Source organism: Deinococcus radiodurans R1 = ATCC 13939 = DSM 20539, assembly GCF_000008565.1.
GTDB classification, from domain to species: domain Bacteria; phylum Deinococcota; class Deinococci; order Deinococcales; family Deinococcaceae; genus Deinococcus; species Deinococcus radiodurans.
Map to the genome: position 1 here is coordinate 377,956 of NC_001263.1, position 21,602 is coordinate 399,557.

At 67.0% G+C, this 21,602-nt stretch carries 19 protein-coding genes and 1 pseudogene; 12 read left to right on the forward strand and 8 right to left on the reverse strand.

Features of this window, described 5'->3' with window-relative positions:
• Window positions 1–175 precede the first annotated feature (175 nt).
• The 4 genes and pseudogenes from DR_RS01960 (at window position 176) to tsaD (ending at window position 4,859) form a co-directional block, all read left to right on the forward strand.
• Complete coding sequence (locus DR_RS01960; RefSeq protein ID WP_010887024.1) at window positions 176–2,716, forward strand: BamA/OMP85 family outer membrane protein; 2,541 nt, start codon at window positions 176–178, stop codon at window positions 2,714–2,716.
• 208 nt (window positions 2,717–2,924) lie between these two features.
• Window positions 2,925–3,425 (forward strand): VUT family protein, encoded by a 501-nt coding sequence (locus DR_RS01965; protein WP_234944665.1) that lies wholly within the window; start codon window positions 2,925–2,927, stop codon window positions 3,423–3,425.
• Window positions 3,422–3,826, forward strand: coding sequence for a hypothetical protein (locus DR_RS01970; protein WP_010887026.1), 405 nt, complete (start codon window positions 3,422–3,424; stop codon window positions 3,824–3,826). Before DR_RS01965 ends, DR_RS01970 begins: the two co-directional genes overlap by 4 nt.
• A pseudogene (tsaD, locus tag DR_RS01975) lies at window positions 3,823–4,859 on the forward strand (tRNA (adenosine(37)-N6)-threonylcarbamoyltransferase complex transferase subunit TsaD). The gene DR_RS01970 and the pseudogene tsaD overlap by 4 nt, the downstream one beginning before the upstream one ends.
• Before the next feature lie 67 nt (window positions 4,860–4,926).
• On the opposite strand, the gene DR_RS01980 reads toward tsaD, so the two are convergent.
• The 5 genes from DR_RS01980 to DR_RS02000 form a co-directional block, all read right to left on the reverse strand.
• A complete protein-coding gene (locus tag DR_RS01980) occupies window positions 4,927–5,769 on the reverse strand; it encodes a DUF4384 domain-containing protein (RefSeq protein WP_010887028.1) in 843 nt (280 codons plus the stop codon).
• 107 nt (window positions 5,770–5,876) lie between these two features.
• Complete coding sequence (locus DR_RS01985; RefSeq protein WP_010887029.1) at window positions 5,877–6,278, reverse strand: DUF4259 domain-containing protein; 402 nt, start codon at window positions 6,276–6,278, stop codon at window positions 5,877–5,879.
• A 45-nt stretch (window positions 6,279–6,323) separates the two neighbouring features.
• Window positions 6,324–6,719: a hypothetical protein gene (locus tag DR_RS01990; RefSeq protein WP_010887030.1), complete on the reverse strand. Its 396-nt coding sequence runs from the start codon at window positions 6,717–6,719 to the stop codon at window positions 6,324–6,326.
• Window positions 6,719–8,008, reverse strand: a complete 1,290-nt coding sequence (ispG, locus tag DR_RS01995; RefSeq protein WP_010887031.1) for a flavodoxin-dependent (E)-4-hydroxy-3-methylbut-2-enyl-diphosphate synthase — start codon at window positions 8,006–8,008, stop codon at window positions 6,719–6,721. The genes DR_RS01990 and ispG overlap by 1 nt, the downstream gene beginning before the upstream one ends.
• Before the next feature lie 30 nt (window positions 8,009–8,038).
• On the reverse strand, window positions 8,039–8,848 hold the full coding sequence (locus DR_RS02000; protein WP_010887032.1) for a hypothetical protein: 810 nt from the start codon (window positions 8,846–8,848) through the stop codon (window positions 8,039–8,041).
• 47 nt (window positions 8,849–8,895) lie between these two features.
• Between DR_RS02000 and DR_RS02005 the strand changes: the two genes are divergently transcribed.
• The 4 genes from DR_RS02005 (at window position 8,896) to DR_RS02020 (ending at window position 11,772) form a co-directional block, all read left to right on the forward strand.
• Complete coding sequence (locus DR_RS02005; RefSeq protein WP_027479577.1) at window positions 8,896–9,354, forward strand: DUF2262 domain-containing protein; 459 nt, start codon at window positions 8,896–8,898, stop codon at window positions 9,352–9,354.
• A 30-nt stretch (window positions 9,355–9,384) separates the two neighbouring features.
• Window positions 9,385–9,717 carry an Asp23/Gls24 family envelope stress response protein gene (locus DR_RS02010; RefSeq protein ID WP_010887034.1) on the forward strand — a complete coding sequence of 111 codons (333 nt, stop codon included), beginning with the start codon at window positions 9,385–9,387 and terminating at the stop codon, window positions 9,715–9,717.
• A 67-nt stretch (window positions 9,718–9,784) separates the two neighbouring features.
• Complete coding sequence (locus DR_RS02015; protein ID WP_034349557.1) at window positions 9,785–11,350, forward strand: DAK2 domain-containing protein; 1,566 nt, start codon at window positions 9,785–9,787, stop codon at window positions 11,348–11,350.
• Window positions 11,351–11,586: 236 nt separating this feature from the next.
• Window positions 11,587–11,772: a hypothetical protein gene (locus DR_RS02020; protein ID WP_010887036.1), complete on the forward strand. Its 186-nt coding sequence runs from the start codon at window positions 11,587–11,589 to the stop codon at window positions 11,770–11,772.
• A 63-nt stretch (window positions 11,773–11,835) separates the two neighbouring features.
• Here the strand turns inward: DR_RS02020 and DR_RS02025 are convergent, their stop codons facing one another.
• A complete protein-coding gene (locus tag DR_RS02025) occupies window positions 11,836–13,233 on the reverse strand; it encodes a BON domain-containing protein (protein WP_010887037.1) in 1,398 nt (465 codons plus the stop codon).
• Window positions 13,234–13,685: 452 nt separating this feature from the next.
• Between DR_RS02025 and DR_RS02030 the strand changes: the two genes are divergently transcribed.
• The 3 genes from DR_RS02030 (at window position 13,686) to DR_RS02040 (ending at window position 18,041) form a co-directional block, all read left to right on the forward strand.
• On the forward strand, window positions 13,686–15,695 hold the full coding sequence (locus DR_RS02030; protein WP_034349512.1) for an elongation factor G: 2,010 nt from the start codon (window positions 13,686–13,688) through the stop codon (window positions 15,693–15,695).
• A 117-nt stretch (window positions 15,696–15,812) separates the two neighbouring features.
• Entirely contained in the window at window positions 15,813–16,799 is a 987-nt protein-coding gene (locus DR_RS02035; RefSeq protein ID WP_051618773.1) for a phosphotransferase enzyme family protein, read from the forward strand.
• A 156-nt stretch (window positions 16,800–16,955) separates the two neighbouring features.
• Window positions 16,956–18,041, forward strand: coding sequence for an MFS transporter (locus DR_RS02040; protein ID WP_010887040.1), 1,086 nt, complete (start codon window positions 16,956–16,958; stop codon window positions 18,039–18,041).
• A 1-nt stretch (window position 18,042) separates the two neighbouring features.
• On the opposite strand, the gene DR_RS02045 is transcribed toward DR_RS02040, so the two are convergent.
• Window positions 18,043–18,828 (reverse strand): hypothetical protein, encoded by a 786-nt coding sequence (locus DR_RS02045; RefSeq protein ID WP_010887041.1) that lies wholly within the window; start codon window positions 18,826–18,828, stop codon window positions 18,043–18,045.
• Window positions 18,829–18,951: 123 nt separating this feature from the next.
• Here DR_RS02045 and DR_RS02050 point away from each other — a divergent pair, with 123 nt between their 5' ends.
• A complete protein-coding gene (locus DR_RS02050) occupies window positions 18,952–20,976 on the forward strand; it encodes a molybdopterin oxidoreductase family protein (RefSeq protein WP_027479574.1) in 2,025 nt (674 codons plus the stop codon).
• A 99-nt stretch (window positions 20,977–21,075) separates the two neighbouring features.
• On the opposite strand, the gene DR_RS02055 is transcribed toward DR_RS02050, so the two are convergent.
• A complete protein-coding gene (locus tag DR_RS02055; RefSeq protein ID WP_010887043.1) occupies window positions 21,076–21,540 on the reverse strand; it encodes a hypothetical protein in 465 nt (154 codons plus the stop codon).
• Between the last annotated feature and the right edge of the window lie 62 nt (window positions 21,541–21,602).

A 21,602-nucleotide genomic window follows, 5' to 3' on the forward strand; every position in this document is an offset into this window, starting at 1 on the left:
ATGAAGCGGACTCCGTATTATGCGGCAAAAGCAGGCCGCCCGCCCCTACGTGAGTTCCCCGTCAAGTGCCCTTCACCCTTCTCAGCGCCCGGTGGGCAACTGTGGCCGGTGAAGCGCTCTGCCGGGGGCCATCCTCACCCGTGGGCGGCCCGGCCCGTGCGACACTAGGAGAAACATGCGACACCCCCTGACGTTTGCTGTGACCACCGTTCTGATCGCGTCCGCACCCGCGCTGGCCCAGCAGGCCGGCACCGTGCAGGACATCAGCGTGGTCGGAACCACCGACCTGCTGTCTGAATTTCTCAAGACTACCCTGACCGTGCAGCCCGGCGCGGCGCTCTCGAGCGTCAACCTGCGTCAGGTCGAGCAGGAGGTGCTCGCCAGCGGGTACTTCAAGACGGCCACCGCCGAACTGCGGACCACGGGCGGGCGCGACACGCTGGTCGTCACTGTCACCGCCAACCCCGTCATCAAGGACGTGCAGGCGACGGGCCTGACCTTCCTGCCCGCCGACGCGTTCAAGCAGAGCGTGGCCGAGCTGCTCAACATCGCCCCCGGCGCGGTGCTCAACACCCAGCGTCTGGAACAGGCCAAGGAAGCTCTGGCACAGAACTACCGCCAGGAAGGCTTTCCCTTCGTGCCGAGCATCAGCGCCGACACCAAGACCAATAAAGACGGCACCGCCACCGTGACGTTCGTGGTGGACGAGTCCGCGCCGCTCAGCCGCATCGAGGTGACGGGCGCCACCCTGCTGCCCCAGGCGACGGTGCAAAACATCTTCCGGCCCCTGCAAACCAGCAAGCGCTTTACCACCCAGGCGTTTTTTGCCGCCTCCGACGCGCTGCAAGCGGCCTACGAAGCGGCCGGGTACTTCCAGGCGGGCATCGACCCGCGCAGCGTCACGCTGGAAAACGGCGTGCTCAAGCTCAGCGTGATCGAAAGCCGCGTGGCGAGCGTGGACCTGTCGCCGCTCGGCACCCTCGCCCAGACCCCGGCACTGCAAACCAAGGCGGGCCAGCCGCTGCGGCTCGCGCAGTTGCAGGCCGACGTGCGCGCCCTCGCCAACCAGACCGGGCAGCCGGTGGGCTTCGCGCTGCAAGCCGACCCGCAAAACCCTTCGCAGGTCACGGTGCTGTTCGGCGCTGCCGACGTGGAAAGCGGCCCGGTCAAGAGCATCGCTTTTGTCGGCAACACCAAGGTGCCCACCGCCCAGCTTCAGGCCGCCATCAAGACCAAGCCGGGCGACGTGTACTCGCCCCAGCTCGCGCAGGACGACTTCATGGCGCTGCGCAACGTCTACCGCCAGGCCGGCTATGAAATCAGCACCCGCGACGCGATTACCTTCCAGAACGGCGTGCTGACCTACAACCTGCGCGAAGTGCGTCTCGCCGGCTACGAACTCGCCTGGCAAGGCCAGCACCGCACCAAGGACCGCGTGATTTTGCGCGAGCTGCCGGCGGCGGGTCAGACCTTCAACAGCAAGGACGTGCAGGCCGCGCTGGGTCGCGTCAGTGCGCTGGGCTACGTCACCATCAACGACGTGCGCGTCAAGAGCGACCCCCAGAACCCCGAGAACGTCACCTACGTGATTGCCCTGAGCGAAGGTCGCACGGGCATCCCGGTCAACCTCAGCCTGGGCTACGACAGCTTGCAGGGCGGCTGGAGCGGCGACGTGGCGTACACCAACTCCAACGCCTTCGGTTTGGGCCACAGCTTCGGCGTGCGGCTCGGCGCCGTGCAGAACCAGGCGGGGCAGAACTGGGTGGGCAGCCTGAACTACACCATCCCCTGGCTCGACCTCGACTTTGCCGACTTCCGCAAGAACCGCACTTCGCTCAGCTTCGGGGTGGGCAGCGACGTGGGCGGCAACATCGCCCTGCTCGACGCCAACAAGGAAGACACCGGGCGCGACTACACCACCCGCACCAACGGCTTTAGCCTGGGCCTGGGGCGCAACATCACCCCCAACCTGACGGCGAGCGCCAACGTGGCCTTCAACAACCGCACCAGCTACCTCGAACCCAAGCAGGAAGGTGAAACGAGCAACCTGGACGACGCAGCGGCCACCGCTCTGCTGCCCGCGACCAGCCTGACCACCCGCCTGAGCGGCAACCTGAACTACGACAACACCGACAACGTGAACTTCCCAGGTCGCGGCGTGCGGGCCTATGGCGCCCTGGGCTACAACGTGGGCCGCGCCGGCGACGCCCCGCTGAGCTGGACCGACGGCGAAATCGGTGTGAGCGGTTACTACGGCTTCGGTGGCCGCATCAAGCGCTCCTTCGGCCTGGAAACCTACAGGCAGGTGCTCGCCGCCCGTGCCAACACCGGCACGACCACTGGGACTTTCCCCGACGGCACCGGCTACTTCATCGGCGGCTCCAACCCGCTCGCCTCGCGCGAACTGCGCGGCCTGGAAGATGGGCAACTGTTCGGCACCAACTACTTCTCCTCCAGCCTGGAATACCGCTACGACTTCGGCCTCTCCGGCGGCGTGGCGCAGGGTCTGTACGGCGTGCTGTTCGCCGACTACGGCGGCGTCTGGAACAGCGGCGAAGCCTTCCGCAGCGCTTACGGCGTCGGCGCGGGCGTGCAGCTCAACCTCGGCTTCGGCGGCGCGCAGCTCCCCAGCCTGCGCTTCGACTACGGCTACAGCGGCCAGAACGCCCAGAAGCCCAACGGACGCTTCCACTTCCGCATCGGCAACTTCTGGTAAGCCTGACGGCGGGCAGGTAACACCCACAGGCAGGCGGCTCCCCAGCGGGCCGTCTGCTTTTTTCCAGTTCCCGCTTCTTCTTTGTTTCTCCCTGACGCTATCCTGCCGCACTGGCCCGTGACCTGTTCTGTCGCTGTGGCCGAGGAGGACGTATGACCGCTTCTGCTCCTGGCCTGGGCCGTCCGCCCTGACGCCGACCGTCTTGATCGTGCTGTACGCGCTGAGCATCCTGCTCGCCAACATCACGCTGAACAAGTTCATCCAGCTGCCGGTGTTCGGGCTGCTGAGCGTGGGCACCATCTTTTTCGCCGCCGTGTTTACCCTGCGCGACCGCATTCACCGCGCCGGGGGCGTGCCCGCCGTGCTCATCGCCATTGCCCTCGCGCTCGCGGTCAACACGGTGGCGGCGCTGCTGCTCGGGACGCCGCTGCGCTTTGTCGGGGCGTCGTTTCTGGCGATTCTGGTGGGCGAGCTGGCCGATACGGGCGTATACCAGCGCCTGATTCACCGCAGCTGGTGGACCCGCGTGCTGGCGAGCAACGCTGTGAGCGTGCCGCTCGACTCGGTGCTCTTTACCCTGCTCGCCTTTTACGGCGACATGAGCAGCCGCGAGATCAGCGAGATTATCTTTGCCGACATTCTCGCCAAATACGCAATTGCCGCCCTGTTCGCCTTCCGGGTGCGCCGCAGTCACTTGCAGGCCGCATGACGGACAGTCTTAGCAGTGAAAACGCCCACCTGCTCGGCACCATCGCCAACGCCCGCCCCGCGCTCGACATGACGGTGGAGCACGTGCTGACGCTGCCCGAACTTTGCCCGGCGACCCAGAATCCGAAACCCGGCAGTACCCTCACCCTGAGCTACGCGGGCGGCGAGCGGCTGCTCGAACTGTTCAGCCTCGACACCTACGTGGACGCTTTCATCGGGCATCCGGTGGTGCGCGACATGGAATTTTTCGTGCAGACGGTGGCCGAGGACGCCGCTAATGCGCTCGGCTGCCCCGTCACCGCCAGGGCCGACGTGACCTACCACCGCCTGCGCCAGGGCCAACGCATCACTGTGCGGGCGTTGCCGACGGGCGCGGCGGACGCGGGTACACTGCCCGAATGACGCGTTTTATCCTCGGCATCGACACCTCCTGCGACGACACCGGCGTCGGCATCGTGGAATTGTTGCCCGGCGCTGGGCCAATGGGCGGCGGGGTGAAGGTGCGGGCCAACCGCGTCTGGTCGCAGACGTTCACGCGCAGTACGGCGGCGTGATGCCCGAGCTGGCGAGCCGCGAGCATGTGGAGCGCATCGACAGCATCCTCGGCGACGCGCTGGCCGAGGCGGGGCTGGCCCTCTCCGACATTGACGCGGTGGCGGCCACCGCTGGTCCCGGTCTGGTCGGCGCCCTGCTCGTCGGGCTGATGTACGGCAAGGGGCTCGCGCAGGCGCTCGGGGTGCCGTTTTACGCGGCGCATCACCTTGAGGGCCACATCTTCGCTGCCGCCTCGGAGGAGCAGTTGCAAGCACCTTACCTCGCGCTGGTCGTCTCGGGCGGGCACACCCACCTCTTCGATGTGCCCCACGAGGGCGACTACCGACTCGTCGGCGCCACCATGGACGACGCAGCGGGCGAAGCGTTCGACAAGGTGGCGCGACTGTGCGGCCTGGGCTACCCCGGCGGCCCGGCCATCAGCGAGGCGGCCAAGAAGGGCGACCCCAACGCCGTGCCCTTCAAGGAACCGCTCAAGGGTCAGAAAGCCTTCGATTTCAGCTTCAGCGGCCTCAAGACGGCGGCGCTGCTGGCGCATAAGGCCGGCGCGAAGCCCGAAGACCTCGCCGCGAGTTTCGAGCGGGCCGCCGTGCAGTTTCTGGTGAAAACGACGGTGCGGGCCACCGAGCATCTGGGCCGCCGCACGGTGGTCGTCTCGGGCGGCGTAGCAGCCAACCGCGCCCTGCGGGACGCTTTCGCGCAGACGGGACTACACGTTGTCTTTCCCGGCAAGGGTCTGAACACCGACAACGGCGCCATGATTGCGCTCGCCGGAGCCGCCGCCGTCCGCGCTGGGCGGGCACCGTCACCGCTAAGCGTAGGTGCCGAGGCCTACGCGCCGCTGACCCAGCAAAGGGCGGATGGAGAAGGCGAGCGGGCGTAAAAGCAAAACAAAAAGGCGGGGCCGAAGAGTTGATTCTCCGGCCCCGCTTGCTCGGTTCAGCTCAGGTTTAGCGGTTGATGCGCACTTCGAACTGGCCGTTGACCAGACGGATGTACAGCTGCGCGGTGCCGTTGTTGCCGCGGTAGGTGGCGCTCAGTTCGTTGCCACGCTGGTTGCGGCTCACGAGGCGGTAGCCCTGGTCGGTCAGCTGGGTGTTGAAGTCCTGGTAGACCGTCACCACGTTGCTGCCGCTGGTGTAGGGGGTGTAGGAGCGCCACACGCGAACCTGGGTCCAGGGGTATGTGGGCTGCGCGGGGGCGCTCACGGGGCGCTGGGCGACGTTGTAGAACGCGGTGGCCGAGTCCCAGCTGTTCTGGGGGATAGGCTGAGCGACGGGGTTGACCACGATGCTCAGCGCCTGGGCGAGCTGGCCCTGACCCTGGATGCCGGTCTGGAAGCTGCCCTGCTGGGTCTTGAACTGCGAGAGCTGCTCAATGTTCAGCGGGGTGCGGCTGGCGAGCGCGAGCACCTTGTTCAGGCCGTAGGGCGCGGCGATGTCGAAGGTGAAACCGGCGCCGGGGGCGGGGAAGACCTTGGTGGTGTTGGCCTTGACGTAGTTCGCGCCGCCCGCATAGCGGTTGGGCAGAATCATGTCGACCTGGCCGTTGGGGTCTACGTTGAACAGGTAGACGTAGGCGTCCTGGTCCACGGTGGTCGAAATCTGGATGCGCTCACCGGGGAAGTAGCTGGGGGTGCGGGTGCCGCTGGTGTCCTTGTTGGTCCACACGCGCACGTTCACGTTGTTCTGCACCGGGTTGACGATGATGCTCTGGGCGCTGATAACGGGGGCGGCGCTGGCGGTCGCGGCGAGGGTGGCGGTCAGGGCGGTGAGGGTGAGGAGCTTTTTCATGCCCGTAGTTTGTGCCCTGCGGGTGACGTGAGCCTGACGCCCCGACTCAAGCCTCTGAGGAAAGTTCTCACGGCACCTTCACTCCCCCGGATAGGGGGAGGTGCCGGTCAGCCGAGGGCCGCGAGCAAATGTTCGGTGTCGGTGCGCCACTCCTGCGCGTCGGCCTCGTCTTCCCAGAGCTCCGGCAACTCGCTCTCGCTGCTCAGCACGCGCTTCAGGGCATGAAAGGCCGAGGTCCGCAGCGGCTCAAGTGCAGCCACGTCGGCGTTCTGCACCCAGTCGCGCAGCCCGGCGTCCACGATGCGCGAGGTGTCATCGGTCAATACCGAGCGCAGCACCTCAGCGGCGGCGAGGGCGCGCTGGCCTTCCTCGGCCTCGATAAAGTCCATGTCGGCGTCGAGCACCACGTCGAAGGCCTCGGCGAGCGCGTAGTCGCCGTCTTGCAACACTTCGTCTATAAACGCCTTGCCGCTGTCGTTGTCGAAAGGTCCGGTGCCCCAGAGGTTCATGGGGAACAGAGTACGCGCCCGCAGCCTGGGCTGACGCTCCCTTTCTCAGGCACCAGCGCGGCGAGTCAGGCTGATGCCCTGCTTCGCCAAACAGCCCGCCAGATGCACCGCGAATGATTCATCCTCCGCGCGTAGATGCAGGTCGCCTTCGTGGCACAGCTTGAGTTCCGCGCCGCCGATCAGCGTCAGAAACAGGTCGTCCCGGCCCAGGCAAAAGCCCAGCCGGGCGCGTTCCCGCAGCAGTTCGGGCAGGGCAGCGAGCGTGACTTCCTCGGTCTGCCATTCCATCGCCGCAAATTCCGGCGTGTCAGAGAAGTCGGAGAAGCTCCAGCCGTGCATCAGCTCGGCACTCTCCACGCCTAGCCCGCACAACGCCTCCAGCACGGCGTTCAGGGCAGCGGGCCACGCGGCGGAGCTCAGCGGCGGCGTGACCCACTCCATCAGCCCTGTGCCACTCCTTGCCCGTAGCGCTCCTCCACGTATTTTTCCAGCAATTCCTGAAACTCCTCGGCGATGCGCGGCCCCTTCAGCGTCGTCAGCAGCTTGCCGTCCTGGTACACCGGGGCGCGGGGGTCCTCACCGGTGCCGGGCAGCGAAATGCCGATGTTGGCGTGCTTGCTCTCGCCGGGGCCGTTGACGACGCAGCCCATCACGGCGACCTGCATGTCCTCCACGCCGGGGTATTTGGCCTTCCACTCGGGCATGGACTCGCGGATGAAGTCCTGAATCTTCTGCGCCAGCGTCTGGAAAAAGCTCGATGTGGTACGCCCGCAGCCGGGGCAGCTCGTGACCTGCGGGAGAAACTGGCGCAGGCCGAGGCTCTGCAAAATCTGCTGCGCGACCTCGACTTCCAGCTTGCGCGGCGCCCCCGGCTCGGGCGTGAGGCTCACGCGGATGGTGTCGCCGATGCCCTCGGTGAGTAGCGGTGCCAGCGCCACGCTGCTCGCCACGATGCCCTTCATGCCCATGCCCGCTTCGGTCAGGCCGAGGTGCAGCGGGTAGTCACACAGCGGCGCGAGCTGGCGGTAGACCTGCCAGAGTTCGGGGGCGCTGCTCACCTTGACCGAAATCAGGATTTTGTCGTGTCCGAGGCCGAGTTCTTCAGCAAAGCGGGCCGAGTCGAGCGCCGAGACGATCATCGCGTCGATGGTCACGTCGGTGGGCGATTTGGGATGCCCCGCCGCCGCGTTCTCGTCCATCAGCCGGGCCAGAACTTGCTGGTCGAGGCTGCCCCAGTTCACCCCAATCCGCACGGGTTTGTCGAACTCCTTGGCGACCTCGATCATGGTGGCGAAATTCTCGTCGTGGCGCTGCCCGGCGCCCACGTTGCCGGGGTTGATGCGGTACTTGGCGAGCAGCCGCGCGGTTTCGGGGTACTCGCGCAGCAGCAGGTGGCCGTTGTAGTGAAAGTCGCCCACGATGGGCACATGCACGCCGATGTCGGCGAGCCTCTGCACGAGTTCCGGCACAGCGGCGGCGGCCTCGCGGGTGTTGACGGTCACGCGCACGATTTCGCTGCCCGCGCGGGCGAGCTGCGCCACCTGAATGGCGGTGGCCTCGGCGTTGGCGGTGTCGGTGTTGGTCATGCTCTGTACGACGATGGGGTGCGCCGAGCCGACCATCACGCCCCCCACGTTCACGCTCACCGTCTGGCGGCGCCGGGGCGCAGTCGGCAGAGCAGCGTCCGGTAAAGGGTCCAGCGGCAGGGCGGGCAGCGAGTCGAAGCTCATGCGGTCAGTTTAGTCCCGTGGCCCCCGCCGTTAAGGGAGTTCCACCCATTCCCAGCGCGGCAGCCCTTCGCACAGGACTTCCACCATCACCGAGTTGGAGGAGATGAACAGGTGCCGGTAGCGCGGGCGGGCGCGTTCGAGGGCGGCCTGGGCCTCCCGGTTGCGCTTGACCTGACGGTCCATCTCGGCCCGCTCCTCCGGTGTCGGTGGGTTCGGGCCGGTCCAGAAATAGTCGCCGCTCTCCACATGGTCTCCGGAGGCCGGGGGGTAAAAGCGGCCGGTGGGCGTTTCCCAGCCCAGCTTTTTGCCCTGTTCCCATTTATCAGGATGAACCTGAACGGCGCGGCCTCCCAGCGGAAAGACGCCGTAATCGGGGTTGTCCTCCAGAATCTCGGTGATCCAGGGGTCGGGGTCGTTGACCACTTCCAGAAAAGTGCTGCCGCAGTCGGGCGCCTCCGAGTTCCACGAGTAGCTGTGGGCATAAGGCCCCGAATATTCCTCCGGATAAGTCTCCAGCGCGTAGATGCGTTCGGAGTGGTGCAGTGTCACGCCGCCTCCGTTCAGCCCGCCGTCCACTTCCTCCCAGCGGCTTTGCCAGGTCAGGCGCAGGGTGCGCTCCAGGCCCGGTTCGTTGTGCCCACAAGCGGTGTATTGCGCCTCAGCCCCCGCCACATCGGCAAAATATTCGCCGGTCAGCTCCACCACGAGGTCAGGGCCGTCGTGGAAACCCTGTTCGACCCGCCGCACATAAGGCATGTAGAGGTGCGCTGACGCCTCGACAAGTGTTTCGTCAGGCCACGCGGCCCACTGGTACTGTGCAAAGCGTTCGCGCCGTCCCATAGCCCACGATAGTGCCGGAAGGGGCGGCTCCCCCGGTAGCATGGTTCATGCCACAGAACTTCCGGGACGACGTGCTGGGCAACCTGACCTACGACGAGCAGTTGGAGGGGTGGGAGGGCACCTTCGGGACGCCAGAGGTTTCTTTGTGGCTGAGCGGCGCACAAGGAGACGGAGCAGGGCAAGACCGCCTCCCGGTCTACCGCGACGCCTTTCTGCGGCTGCGGCGGGACGAACCCGGCCTGCGCCGTCAGGTGGCCGAGCAGTTGACCGACCTGGCAGAGGACTGGCGTGAACCCGAGGATGACGCAGAGGACGATGACGAGGAAGATGGTCAGCCCATCACGCCGGAGAGTGTTCTGGAGCGAATCGCATTGACCAACGTGATGCTTTACGCGGACGGCAGCGCGGAACTGTACTACAGCGACGGCGACCTCTTCGCCGGGCACGTCATTATCGGCTCGGTGGACGAAAACGGCGAGCTCACGGACGCGGGCATCGCGGGCTGAGCGACTGACCCCGCGTATACTCGCTGCATTGTGAGCGGAAGCATTCAAATTACCGAGGCGGCGCTCGCCTCCCTCATCGGGCTGACGGCCCACGAGATTCCCGGTGTGGTGGGCATGGCCCCCGCCAACCTCAAGGAAGGGCTGTCGCGGGTGCTGGGGCGCGCCAACGTGTCCGACGGCGTGGTCATCGGCAAGGACGGGGGCAAGTTCACCGCCGACCTCTACATCGTGGCGGCCTACGGCGTGAATATCCCCCGCGTGGCCGAGAACATCACCGAGCGGGTGCAGCACATCGTCAAAACCCAGGCGGGCATCGACCTCGCCGCGCTGCGCGTTCATGCGGTGGGGGTGCAACGTGTCTGACGCCCCGATGTCTGCTGGTCTGGCGCCCGAACATGTCAAGACCCTGAAGCCCGCCGACCTCGCCCGGATGTTTCGCACCGCCACCGACTGGCTCGGCGTGTACCGCGAGCAGGTCAACGCGCTCAACGTCTACCCGGTGCCCGACGGCGACACCGGCACCAACATGCACCTGACCATGCAGTCGGTGCGGCGCGAACTGGAAACCGCCGACCAGCACTCCATGCCCGCCGTCGCCCGCGCCATCAGCTACGGGGCGCTGCTCGGGGCGCGCGGCAACTCGGGCGTGATTCTCTCGCAGCTCCTCAAGGGCTTTGCCGAGGCCATCCGTGACTGCGGGGAGGTGGACGCCGCGCAACTCGGCAAGGCGCTGCGGGCGGCCCAGAAAAGCGGCTACGGCGCGGTCATGAAGCCGGTGGAAGGCACCATCCTGACCGTCGCGCGGGGCGTGGCCGACGGCGCGGCGAAAAAGGCCGACAGCGCCGACATGGTGCTGGAAAACGCGCTGTTCGAGGGCCAGAAACTGCTCGACCAGACGCCCGAGATGCTTCCCGCACTCAAGCAGGCGGGCGTGATTGATTCGGGCGGCCAGGGCTACCTCTACATCGTGCAGGGCCTGCTCGCCGCGCTGCGGGGTGACGACCTGCCCGCCGCGCCCGAAATCACGTCCTACGCGCAGCAGCAGTTCGAGAACGAGGAATTTGGTTTTTGCACCGAGTTTCTGATGAGCGAGGCGACGAGGCCCATCGAGGAAATCCGTGAACTCGTCAGTCCTTACGGCGACTCGCTGCTTGTGGTGGGCGCCGAGGGCTACGTCAAGGGCCACATCCACACCAACGAGCCCGACGCGCTGCTCGCCACCGTGGGCCGCTATGGGCGGATGCTCAAGACGAAGGTTGAGGACATGTCCGAGCAGCACACCGAGATTCTGGGCATGACGGGCGCAGCGGCGCGGGCCGAGGAAGAGATTCCGGCGTCGGGGCTGGTCGCCGTCGCCAACGGCTACGGGCTGGTCAAGCAGTTCCGGGCGCTCGGGGCCCGCATCGTCTCGGGCGGGCAGACCGCCAACCCGAGCGTACAGGACATCGTGGACGCGGTGCGTTCGGTGAGTGCTGAGAAGGTCGTCATCCTGCCCAACAACAAAAACGTCCTGATGGCCGCTGAAAAAGCGATGGAACTGATGGAAGGCCGCGCCGTGGTCGTGCCCACCCGCACGCTCGGGCAGGGGCTGGGAGCGGCCCTCGCCTTTACTCCGGACACGAGCGCCGAGGAACTCAAGGACACCATGACCGAGGCGGCGCAGGCCGTGACCACCTTTGAAGTCACGCGGGCGAGCCGCACCACCAACATCACCACCAAGGATGGCCGCACCCTGGCGATTGCCGAGGGCGACGTCATAGGCTTGCAAGACGACGAACTCGTGCAGGCGGGCGGCACTCCCGAAGAAAGCGTGCTGGAGATGCTGGGGCGCGGCTACGACGGCCAGGACATCGTGACGGTCTTCGGCGGCCCGCAAAAGACGCCCGAGGACTTGGACGCCCTCGCCGAGCGCATCGGAAAGGTGCTGCCCAGTGTGGAAGTCGAAGTGCATCCCGGCGGGCCGGACCTGTACGACTATCTGGTCACGCTCGAATAAGCGGCAGAAAAAGAGAAAAGAGGAGGCTGGAGCAATGGCTCCGGCCTCTTTGCTTTTGGACTAAAGCATTGGACAAAAGAATGGCCTTGCGTTGTTTGACCCTCTACCAAGGGGAGACTCGGAGAGCTGCGAAGCAGAGGGCCTGCCAAAGGCAGGGGTGAGGGGTCTTTATTCCGTCAAGTGGTCTAGGCCAGGCGGCAGAGGTGCGGCGCGGTTTCTCCGGTCTACCCTGAGCCATGCGCTTTGACCTCCCCGGTTTGACGCTGGGTCCCACCGACAAGGATGTGGAGCATCTCGCCCGGCATCAACTCAGGCTAGAGGACGCCAACCAGCAGCCGGAGGAAGAACAAGCAAAAGCTCTCGGGCTGACCCTGGAGCAGTGGCAAACCCTTCAGGAGTCTTTGCACGGCCTGCGCCGCTGAGCATAAAAAACCGCCCCGGCAGGAACGGATCTTGCCGGGACGGGTGCTCAAACTCAGTGAGAATTACTTCTGGGTGCTGCTGCTCGTCGAGGTGCTGCTGCCGGTGCTGCTCGCCCCCGTGCTGCCGGTGGCGCTGCTGCTTCCGCTGCCCGTCGAGCTGCTGTCGCTGCTGGTCTCGTTGCCGGCGCTGGTCATGGCGTCATGGCCGAGGTTGCTGCTCTGGCTGGAGGACGAGCTGGAGCCGCTCTGGCTGCCCATGCCCATCGATCCTATGCCGCTCTGACCACCCTGGGCCATCTGACTGCCGTAGCTGCTCATGCCAGCCTGCTGGCCCTGGCTTTGCTGCACGCGCAGTTGGTTGTGCACGTCCTTGACGCCGCGCAGGTGCTCCACGCACTCTTCGGCGCGGCGCTTCTGCCCACGGTCAGACACGGTGCCGGTCAGGGTCACTTCACCATTCTGCACCTGCACTTCGATGTTTTCGGCGTCCACGTGGTCGGCGTCTTCGAGGGCGTCACTCACAGCTTCCTTCACGCGGTCGTCGCTGCGCTGGTAGCCCTTTGGGCCCTTGCCACGGTAGCTCTGCTGCTGGCCGGAGCCCATGCCGGACTGCCCATACGACTGAGACTGCCCGTACGATTGGCCGTAGCCGCCCTGGGTGCCCATCGAGCCCATGCTCATGCTGGTCGAGCTGGCGTAGTCGCGGCCCATGCCGGACATCCCCATACCCTGACCGCCCATGCTGCCGCCGTAGCCCTGCTGGCCCATGCCCTGCGAGCCGTAGCCGCCCTGATAGCTCTGGCCGCCTTGATAACCGCCGCCCTGGTAGCCCTGCGACCCCTGCTGGCTGTAGCCCTGGCCGCCCATGCCGTAGCTGCTCTGGCCGTAGCTGTATTCGTCGCGGCCCGAACCCATGCCGCCGCGCTGGTTGCCCATGCCCTGGCCGTAGCGGCTGTCGTCGCCGTAGCTGCCGTAGCTCTGGCTCTGACCGTAGCCACCGCCGCCCATGCCGCGCTGACCGTAGCTCATCGAGCCCATGCCGGAGCGGTCGTCGTAGGAACCCATACCTGAGCTCTGGCGACCATAATCCTGGCGTCCGTAATCTTGACGCCCGTAGTCCTGGCCCATGCCCTGACGGCCATAATCCTGCCCGCCCATGCTGCGGTAGCGGCCCTGGTCTTCGCTGTAGGAGCGGCCCATCCCCATGCTGCCCATACCGCCGCCGTAGCCACGGTCGCTGTAGTCGCGCTGGTCGCGGTCATACCCCTGCCCAGAGCTTTGGCCGTAACGCTGTCCACCCTGCTGCATGCCGCTGGCGGGGTCCATGGGCATGCTGCCGTAGTCGTAGTGGCCGTAGCGGTCGTTCATGTCGCCCGGACGGCCCACACCCCGGCCCTGTCCCTGGCGGTCGAAGCGGTCGTCGCGGCTGTTGTCATAACGGTCATTGCGGTCACGGGTCATACGTCTCCTGTGGGCAGAGGGGAGCAGCGAAACGGGGGGTCCGTCCCTTACACAGCTCTGCGTTGTCGTGCTCCTCTAGTCAGCCTCTCCGGCATGGGAAGCCTCTGAGAATTTGCCCAAAGCTCCGGCTCTGTAAAAGTCTGGTGAATATGACCGCGAGTCGTTTCGAGCGGCTGCCTGAGAGGGTTTTACCTTCTGACAGCCGTTCGATTGGGGACGTAGCTTCTTAGGAAAACGGGGGCGCGTGGGGGCACGGTCAGCCGAAGGTCAGGGCTTTCAGGATGGCTTTGAATGCCTTCTTCGCTTCCCGACTCACCGCTTCAGCCGCTTGTCAGCCGGGGCCGGGGGTGTAGACTTCAGGCACCCAAACATCTCTGCTGCGCGGCGTCTTTTCGTCCGTTCCCCGGTCTGGTCGATGTCGGCCAGTGTTTCCCCAAAGGTCCGGTGGTTTCATGCCTTCTCGCACGGTCAGTCTCGCCGCCCACAGCGGCGCCGGAAAAACGTCGCTTGCCGAAGCCCTGCTGCACGCCAGTGGGGCCATTTCACGTCCGGGGCGGGTGGAAGACGGCACCGCCCGCAGCGACTTTACCGACGCCGAAAAGGAACACGGCTTTTCCATTCAGACGGCGGTGCTGCGCCTGTGCAGTGAGGGCGTGGACATCACCCTGCTCGACACACCGGGGTACGCCGACTTCGTGCGCGAGATTCGCGGCGCGGTGCGGGCCGCCGACGCCGCGCTGGTGGTGGTGAGCGCGGTCAGCGGCGTGGAGGTCGGCACCGAGCGGGTGTGGGCCACTGCCGACCGCTTCGGGATGCCGCGCCTGATTGCCCTGAACAAGATGGACCGCGACCGCGCCGACTTTTACACCATGCTCGCCGACGTGCGGGCCAGCTTGAAAGGCCCGGTGGCCGCGACATTTCTGCCCATCGGTCAAGGTGAGGACTTCCGGGGCATCGTCGAAGTGCTGAGCGGAGAGAGCAGCGTCGAGGTACCGACCTCCATGCGCGCGGAACTGCGGGAGGCCCGTGACGCCCTCACCGAAGCCATCGTGGAAACCGACGACGCCCTGATGACGCGCTATCTCGACGGCGACGACGTCAGCGACGACGAACTGCGGACCGCGCTCGAAGCCGCCATTCGCGCCGGAACGCTCTACCCGGTGATTCCCGTCAGTGCCCTGACCGGCGTGGGCGTGCCCGAGCTGCTGCACCTGCTCGCCTGCGGCCTGAGGAGTGCCGAGGAGCGCGGCCCGGCCACCGGGCAGGACGGTCAGACCCGCGAGCCGAGCGCCGACGCGCCCTTCAGCGCCCGGGTGTGGCGGCTGAGCGTGGACCCCTTCGTGGGCAAGGAAGCGTATATCCGCGTGTGGAGCGGCACCCTGCGGGCAGGCGACACCGTGCGCAACACGACGCGCGGCGTGGACCTGCGGCCCGCGCACCTCTACGTCATTGACGGCAAGGAACTGACCGAGGTGCCCGAGCTGCGGGCCGGCGACATCGGCGTGCTGACCAAGCTACCCGAACTGCACACCGGCGACACGCTCGCCGACCCCGCGCATCCCATCGAGTACGACCCGCTGTGGCTGCCCGACCCGGCGCACACCGTCGCCCTGCGCCCGCGCACCCGCCAGGACGAGGACAAGCTGGGCGCTGCACTCGCCCGGCTGCTGGACGAGGACCCCACCCTGCGCTTTGCCCGCGAGCCGCAAACGGGCGAGCAGCTCCTGTCGGGCATGGGCGACATGCACACCAAAATCGCGGTGGAAAAGCTCGCCGCGCTCGGGGTGGGTGTGGACACGGCGCCCCCGCAGATTCCCTACCGCGAAACCATCCACGCCAGGGCCGAGGGTCAGGGCAAACACAAGAAACAGTCGGGCGGGCACGGGCAGTACGGCGACTGCACCATCCGCATCGAACCCGGCGAGGGCTACAACTTTCGCAGCGCGGTGGTGGGCGGCGCGGTGCCCGCCAAATACCTGCCGAGCATCGAAAAGGGCATTCAGGACGTCCTGCAAAAAGGCTCGCTGGCGGGCTTTCCCCTGCAAGACCTGCACGTGACGGTGCTCGGTGGCTCGTATCACGACGTGGACTCCTCCGACATCGCCTTTCGCACGGCGGGCAGCCTCGCGCTGAAAAAAGCGCTGGAGGACGCGAAACCGGGTCTGCTCGAACCCGTCGTGCTGCTGAGCGTCCGGGCCCCCGCGCAACTGACCGGCGACCTCATCAGCGACCTCCAGACCCGCCGTGCCCGAGTGCAGGGCATGGACCCCGAGGGCACCGTCATCGTGATTCGCGCCGTGGTGCCGCAGGCCGAGCTGCAGACCTACTCGGCGGACCTGCGCTCGCTGACCGGCGACCGGGGGGCGTTTAGCGTGAAACCGCACGGCTATCAGGACGTGCCCGAGCCTCTGGCGCGCAAGGTGATGGCTGAGCGGCAAGCCGCACTCAGGAGCGAGGCGTGAGGACAGCTCTGTAACCGCTCACCTCCGGGTGAGGGCAGGCCGGGCCGCTGGAAGGGGAGGCCCGGCCTGCGCCATTTGCCGGATGCGCGGCGGCGCCCGGAAAGGCAGACTGCGGCTGTGTCTTTTTCTGCCCGGTCTTTCCCTGCCCTGCATTCCGTTCTGGCGCCTACGGCCCTGGCCGGGCTGGTATCCGAAACCTACGGCCTGACGCAGCCGGCGCTGACCTTGCTGCGGCGGGGGCTGAACGACACTTCCCGCGTTCAGTCGGGCGAGCGGCGCACCATCCTGCGCGTCTACCGCTGCGGCTGGCGCACGCCGGCAGAGGTGGGCTGGGAACTGGCGTTTCTCCAGCACCTCGCGGGTCGGGGGGTGAGGGTTTCGTCGCCCCTTCCTCGGGCCGATGGAGCCTTGTTCGGCGTGTTGGACGCAGCCGAAGGCCCCCGCGCCTACGCCATGTTTGAATATCTGCCGGGCCGCGCTCTGGAGAACACACCCGCAGACGCCGCGCTCTACGGGCAGTGTGCCGCCGGGCTGCATGACGCCGCCGACCCCTTCACCGCGCCGGGCCGCTTGGCGCTCGACTTGAATCATCTTCTCACCGAGCCCCTGCGGCAGATGCGCCCGCTGCTGACCGAGTTTCCCGACCTCGCCGCGCCGCTTGAGGCCGCTGCCGAGCGCACCCAGGCCCGCCTGACGGCCCTCGCGCCGGGGCTGAGCTGGGGCGCGTGTCACGGCGACCTGCACGAAGCCAACGCTCGGCTGACGCCTGAGAACGAGGTCGGCCTCTTTGACTTCGACTGCGCTGGCCCCGGCTTCCGTGCCTATGACCTCGCGGTGTACTGGTGGAGTCAGGTCACGCAGGGGCAAGGCGCGGAGGAAGTTCAACCGCTCTGGGACGCGTTTCTGGGTGCCTACCGCGAGCGCCGCCCGCTGACGGACGCCGACCTCGCCGCTCTGCCCCACTTTGTCGCTGCCCGTGCGCTGTGGTTCATGGGCCTGATGGCCGGGCGTGCGGCAGAATTTGGCACGGAAACGCTGGGGCGGCCCTTCTTTGAATTCGGCCTGAATTTCCTGACGGAGTGGGAGGAGCGGCACGGCGCGTAAGCCGGGAACAGACGTTCCCCCCCCGGAGACACCTCCAAAGGACTAGGCTCGCTGCCATGACCGCCGCGCCGCCGCCCGTCCCTGCCCGTTTCGGGCCGCTGGCGGGGGCGGCCATCGGCACGCTGCTGCTGATGAACGTGTACGCCGCAGGCGCTGTTGCCGCTGCTGGCGCGCGAATTTGGCCTCAGCACCGCCACGGTGGGGACCGCCATCGGGAGCACCACCCTGGCGATTGCGCTCGCTTCGCCGGTCGCCGGGCTGCTCGCCGACGCGTTCGGGCGGCGCCGGGTCATGCTGTGGGCCTTCGCCCTGCTGCTGCTGCCCTGCCTGGGGGCGGTGTACGCGAGCAGTTTTACTGCCCTGAACGTGGCCCGCTTTGCCCAGGGCCTGCTGATTCCGCTCGTCAGCGTCGCCATCACCGCGTATCTGGCCGAGGAAACGCCCCCCGGTACCCTGGGCCGTTACATGAGCGCCTACATCTCTGGCACGGTGCTCGGCGGATTCCTGGGCCGCTTTGCCAGCGGGCTGGTCGCGCACGGCGGGCAGTGGCACACGGCGTTCTGGCTGCTGATGGTCACCAACGCGCTGGGGTTCTGGGCGGTGTGGCGGCTGCCGCGCTCGGGCGGGTTTCGCCCTGCCGTGGACGCCCAGGAGACGATGCGGACGCTGCGCGAACACCTGCGCAACCCCCGCCTGCTGACCGTCTGCGTGGTGGGTTTCCTGATTCTGTTCGTGCTGGTGTCGGTCTTCAACACCGTCACTTTTCGCCTCGCCGCCGCGCCGTACTCGCTGGGCAGCGGGCCGCTCGGCGCCGTGTTTACCGTGTACCTGCTCGGGGTGGTGGTCACGCCCGCGTCGGCCCCGCTCGCGGCTCGGCTCGGCACGGCCCGCACGCTCGTCGTGGCTTCGGGGCTGAGCCTGCTGGGGCTGGCGCTCACGCTGTCGACGGCGCTGCCGGTCATCGTCCTGGGGCTGGCCGCCGCGTCCTCGGGCATCTTTATCGCTCAGGCGGCGGCGCAGAGCGCGGTGCAGCAGAGCGTGCAGGGGGGCCGCAGCCTGGCCGGGGGCCTGTACAACATGACCTACTACGCGGGCGCGGCGGCGGCGAGCGTGGCGGCGGGCCTCACCTACGACGCGGGCGGCTGGCGGGCGGTGGTGGGCCTGTGTGCGCTGGCGCTGCTGGCGGTGGCAGGACTGAGCACCGTGGTCGGGCGGCGGCAGCGGCGGGCAGAGGCGGGGTAAATCAGGGCCCCATTGATGGAACTTCTTCTCTTACCACGCGGTCATTCTTAAAGTGCAGCACGTTGTCGCCGCGTCCAGGCAGGCCGTTCCACAGCCAAACCGGGGCGCTGAGCAGCGTTTTCAGGTCGCCTGCTGGACTTTCTGGGATACCGCGCAGCCACAGCACCTGCGTATGCGTCAGGCCGAGGATGCTGGCGGAGTTGTTGGGATTCTGGAAAGGCGCGAGGGCCTTTTTTGTAGCGGCGTCGGGCGGTATAAGGCTAAAATTCTTTTCCAGGTCGGCCCCGTCCACATACGTTTCAGTGACTTCCCGACAGGTGTAGGCATCTTTCAGCGTCACTTCCTTTGTTCCGCTGTAGCTTAACGATTGCACACGGAAATCTTTGGGCAATCTGAGGCGCAGGCGCAGAGGGTTGTTCACCGGCTGAGCGGGCATGACGCCACTGCTTTTGACGAGAGCCACCGGAAAAGTCCCCTTGAGACGCTCAACGTTGAGCACCCGGACTGTTCCCGTGTATGGGACGGAAAGGGTCACGCTCGCCTGCGAACTTTCCAACGAACAGTGCAGCGGCCCGCCCCCATAGACCCACACGTCTTGCCCGGCGTACTTCGCCCGCAGCGTTGCCACTTCCGTGTCCTGCTGCGGCGCAGGCGTGGTGATGGCCGGGGCAGCTTGAGCCGGAGCAGATGGGGACGGAGCGGAATGAGACGCGGCAACCTGGGACGGGGCAGGGGCGCCCGGTCCGCCGCCGAGCAGCAGGGTGAGCAGCATCAGAGGAAGGGTCATGCCACAGTGTGACGGAGAAGTGCGGGTCCGGCGTCCACCTTTTGGCTGAGTGGCTTGATTGAGTGGCCCCGAGATGCAGAGCTGTGGCCCACCGTCCCGGCCCCGCCGCCCTATCCTCCCCCCATGACCGCCACCCGCGATGTGTTGCTCACCTGTCCCCTTGACTGTCCCGATGCCTGCCGCCTCAAAATCACCATCGAGCGGCAGCCGGACGGCAGCGAGAAGGCCGTCAAGCTGACCGGCGACCCGGCTCACCCCTATACGCGCGGCTTTGCCTGTGCCAAGACGGTCCACTACCCGGCGCGGCAAAACCACCCCGAGCGGCCCCTGTACCCCCTGCGGCGCGTGAACCCCAAGACCGACCCCGAGCCGCAGTGGGAGCGCGTGACCTGGGACGAGGCGCTGGACGACATCGCCGGGCGGCTGCGGCAACTTATCGCCGAGCGCGGGCCGCAGAGCATCCTGCCTTACCACTACGCGGGCAACATGGGCCTGCTGGAAGGCTCGCACGTCCACGCGCTGTGGCGCGCGCTGGGGGCGGCGGAACTCGAAGAAACCATCTGCGCGTCGGCGGGCACAGCGGCCTGGGAAGTCGGCTACGGCACCCGGCTGGCAGTAGATCCGCTGGACGTACCGCACGCCCGCCTGATCGTGCTGTGGGGCATCAACAGTCTGTCCACCCACTCGCACCTGACCCCGCAAATCACGGCGGCTCGCAAAAACGGCGCGCGGGTCGTCTGCGTGGACCCTTACCGCAACCGCACGGCGGCCTTTGCCGACGAGCACCTCAAAATCAGGCCCGGCACCGACGCGGCGCTGGCGCTGGGGGTCATGCGCGAACTGTTCGTGAACGGCTGGACTGACGCCGAGTACCTCGCGCAGGCCACCGAGGGCGTGGACGACCTGCGGGCCGCCGCCGAGGAGTGGAGCCCGCAGCGCACCGCCGAGGTGACGGGGTTGACGGCAGACGAGGTGCGCGACTTCGCCCGCCTCATCGGGACGACCCGGCCCACCTACATCCGCGTGGGCTACGGCATGACCCGCTACGAGAACGGCGCCACCGCGCTGCGGGCGGTCACGCTGCTGCCGGCGCTCACCGGCGACTGGCGCTACCGGGGCGGCGGCTGCGTCATGAGCACGAGCGGCACCTTCAAGCTCAACCGCCGGCGGCTGGGGGCAGCGCACGTGACCAGACCGGAAGCGCCCCGCGTCAACATGAACGAACTGGCGAACGCACTCGACCCGGCGGTGGGCTTCGGCGCCCTGTTCGTCTACAACTGCAACCCGGCGGTGGTCTCGCCCGACTCGGGCCGCGTGCGGGCTGGGATGCGGCGCGACGACCTGCTGGTGGTGGTGCTCGAACAGGCGATGACCGAGTCGGCCCGGCTGGCGGATTATGTCCTCCCCGCGACGACTTTCATGGAGTCGCCGGACCTTTACACCAGTTACGGCCACTTCTGGCTGGGCTACAACCCCGCCGAGCTGACGCCCCCCGGCGAGTGCCGCCCCAATTCCTGGGTGTTTGCCGAGCTTGCCCGCCGCCTGGGGGTGGAGGAACCGAGCGTGTACTGGACCGCTGACGACCTGATGGCCGAGCTGCTGGACACCGACCATCCCTTTCTGGACGGCCTCACCCCCGAGCGGCTGAAGGCGGAAGGCACCGTTCGGCTCAATGTTCCTGACGGCTTCCTGCCCTACGCGTACGGAGCCGAGACGCCGAGCGGCAAGGTGCAGCTCGCGCCCGCGCCGCGCTTCGTGCCGGTGCAGGCCGAACTGAACGCCGACTTTCCCCTGCGTCTGCTCACGCCGCCCGCGCACCACTTTCTCAACTCCACCTACGGCAACCTGGGTAACCTCAACCGCGCCGAGGGAGGCGAGCCGCAGGTATTGCTGTGCCCCGCCGACGCGGCGGCCTCCGGCGTGCAAGACGGCGAGTACGCCCGCCTGACCAGCGAGCAGGGCGAGGTTCGGCGCCGGGTCAAGGTCACGGACGCCGCGCAGCCCGGCGTGGCGGTGGTGGAGGGCACGTGGTGGGGCCTCACGGCACCCGATGGCCGCAGCATCAACGAATTGACCGCCCAGACGCTGACCGACCTGGGCGGGGGAAGCACCTTTCACAACACGCGGATTCGGGTTTCGCCGGCTTGAGAGGGTGGCTCTTGCGTGTTTTGGACCCTTTCCCCTGGTGGGACTCGCAGAGCTGCCCCGCAGAGAGGGCCTGCCAAGGGTAGGGGCCGACCAAACCTCCTAACGGCTGTATTCCCGCACGTACTCCGGCAAATACGTCAGCTGCACGGCACACTGCTGCTGCCGGTTGAGCACGATGGTCGCGTCCCGAGCCGAGCCGTAAGGCATCTGAATGGCGCGGCCCCGCTCGCAGATGAGCTGAGGCCGCTGACGCGACTGCTGCGCGGCCTGGGCCGAGTCGTAGGCGACGCAGTGAACGAACGTACCGTCTTGCAGCAGCATTTTGTCGAAGGAGTGGGCGCAGGCCTGGACGGCGCGGGTCACGTCCTCCTTGGGCCGCAGGAGGAAGGCCACCGTTCGTGTCCCCGCGTTCTGGTCCTCCACATAGGCAATACGGTGCCCAGCGCGAAAAAGCCAGGTTTGCCAGCCGCCCACGTCATCTGCCGTCACAACAAGCGTGAGGGCCAGTCCCAGAACGAGAACCAGCCCGCCAACAAAGCGGAGGACGGCGAGCAGCAGGGGCATGACCTAGAAGTATCACCCGCGCCCCGGCGCCGGCATCCACCAAAAGCAGCACGCGAAAAACC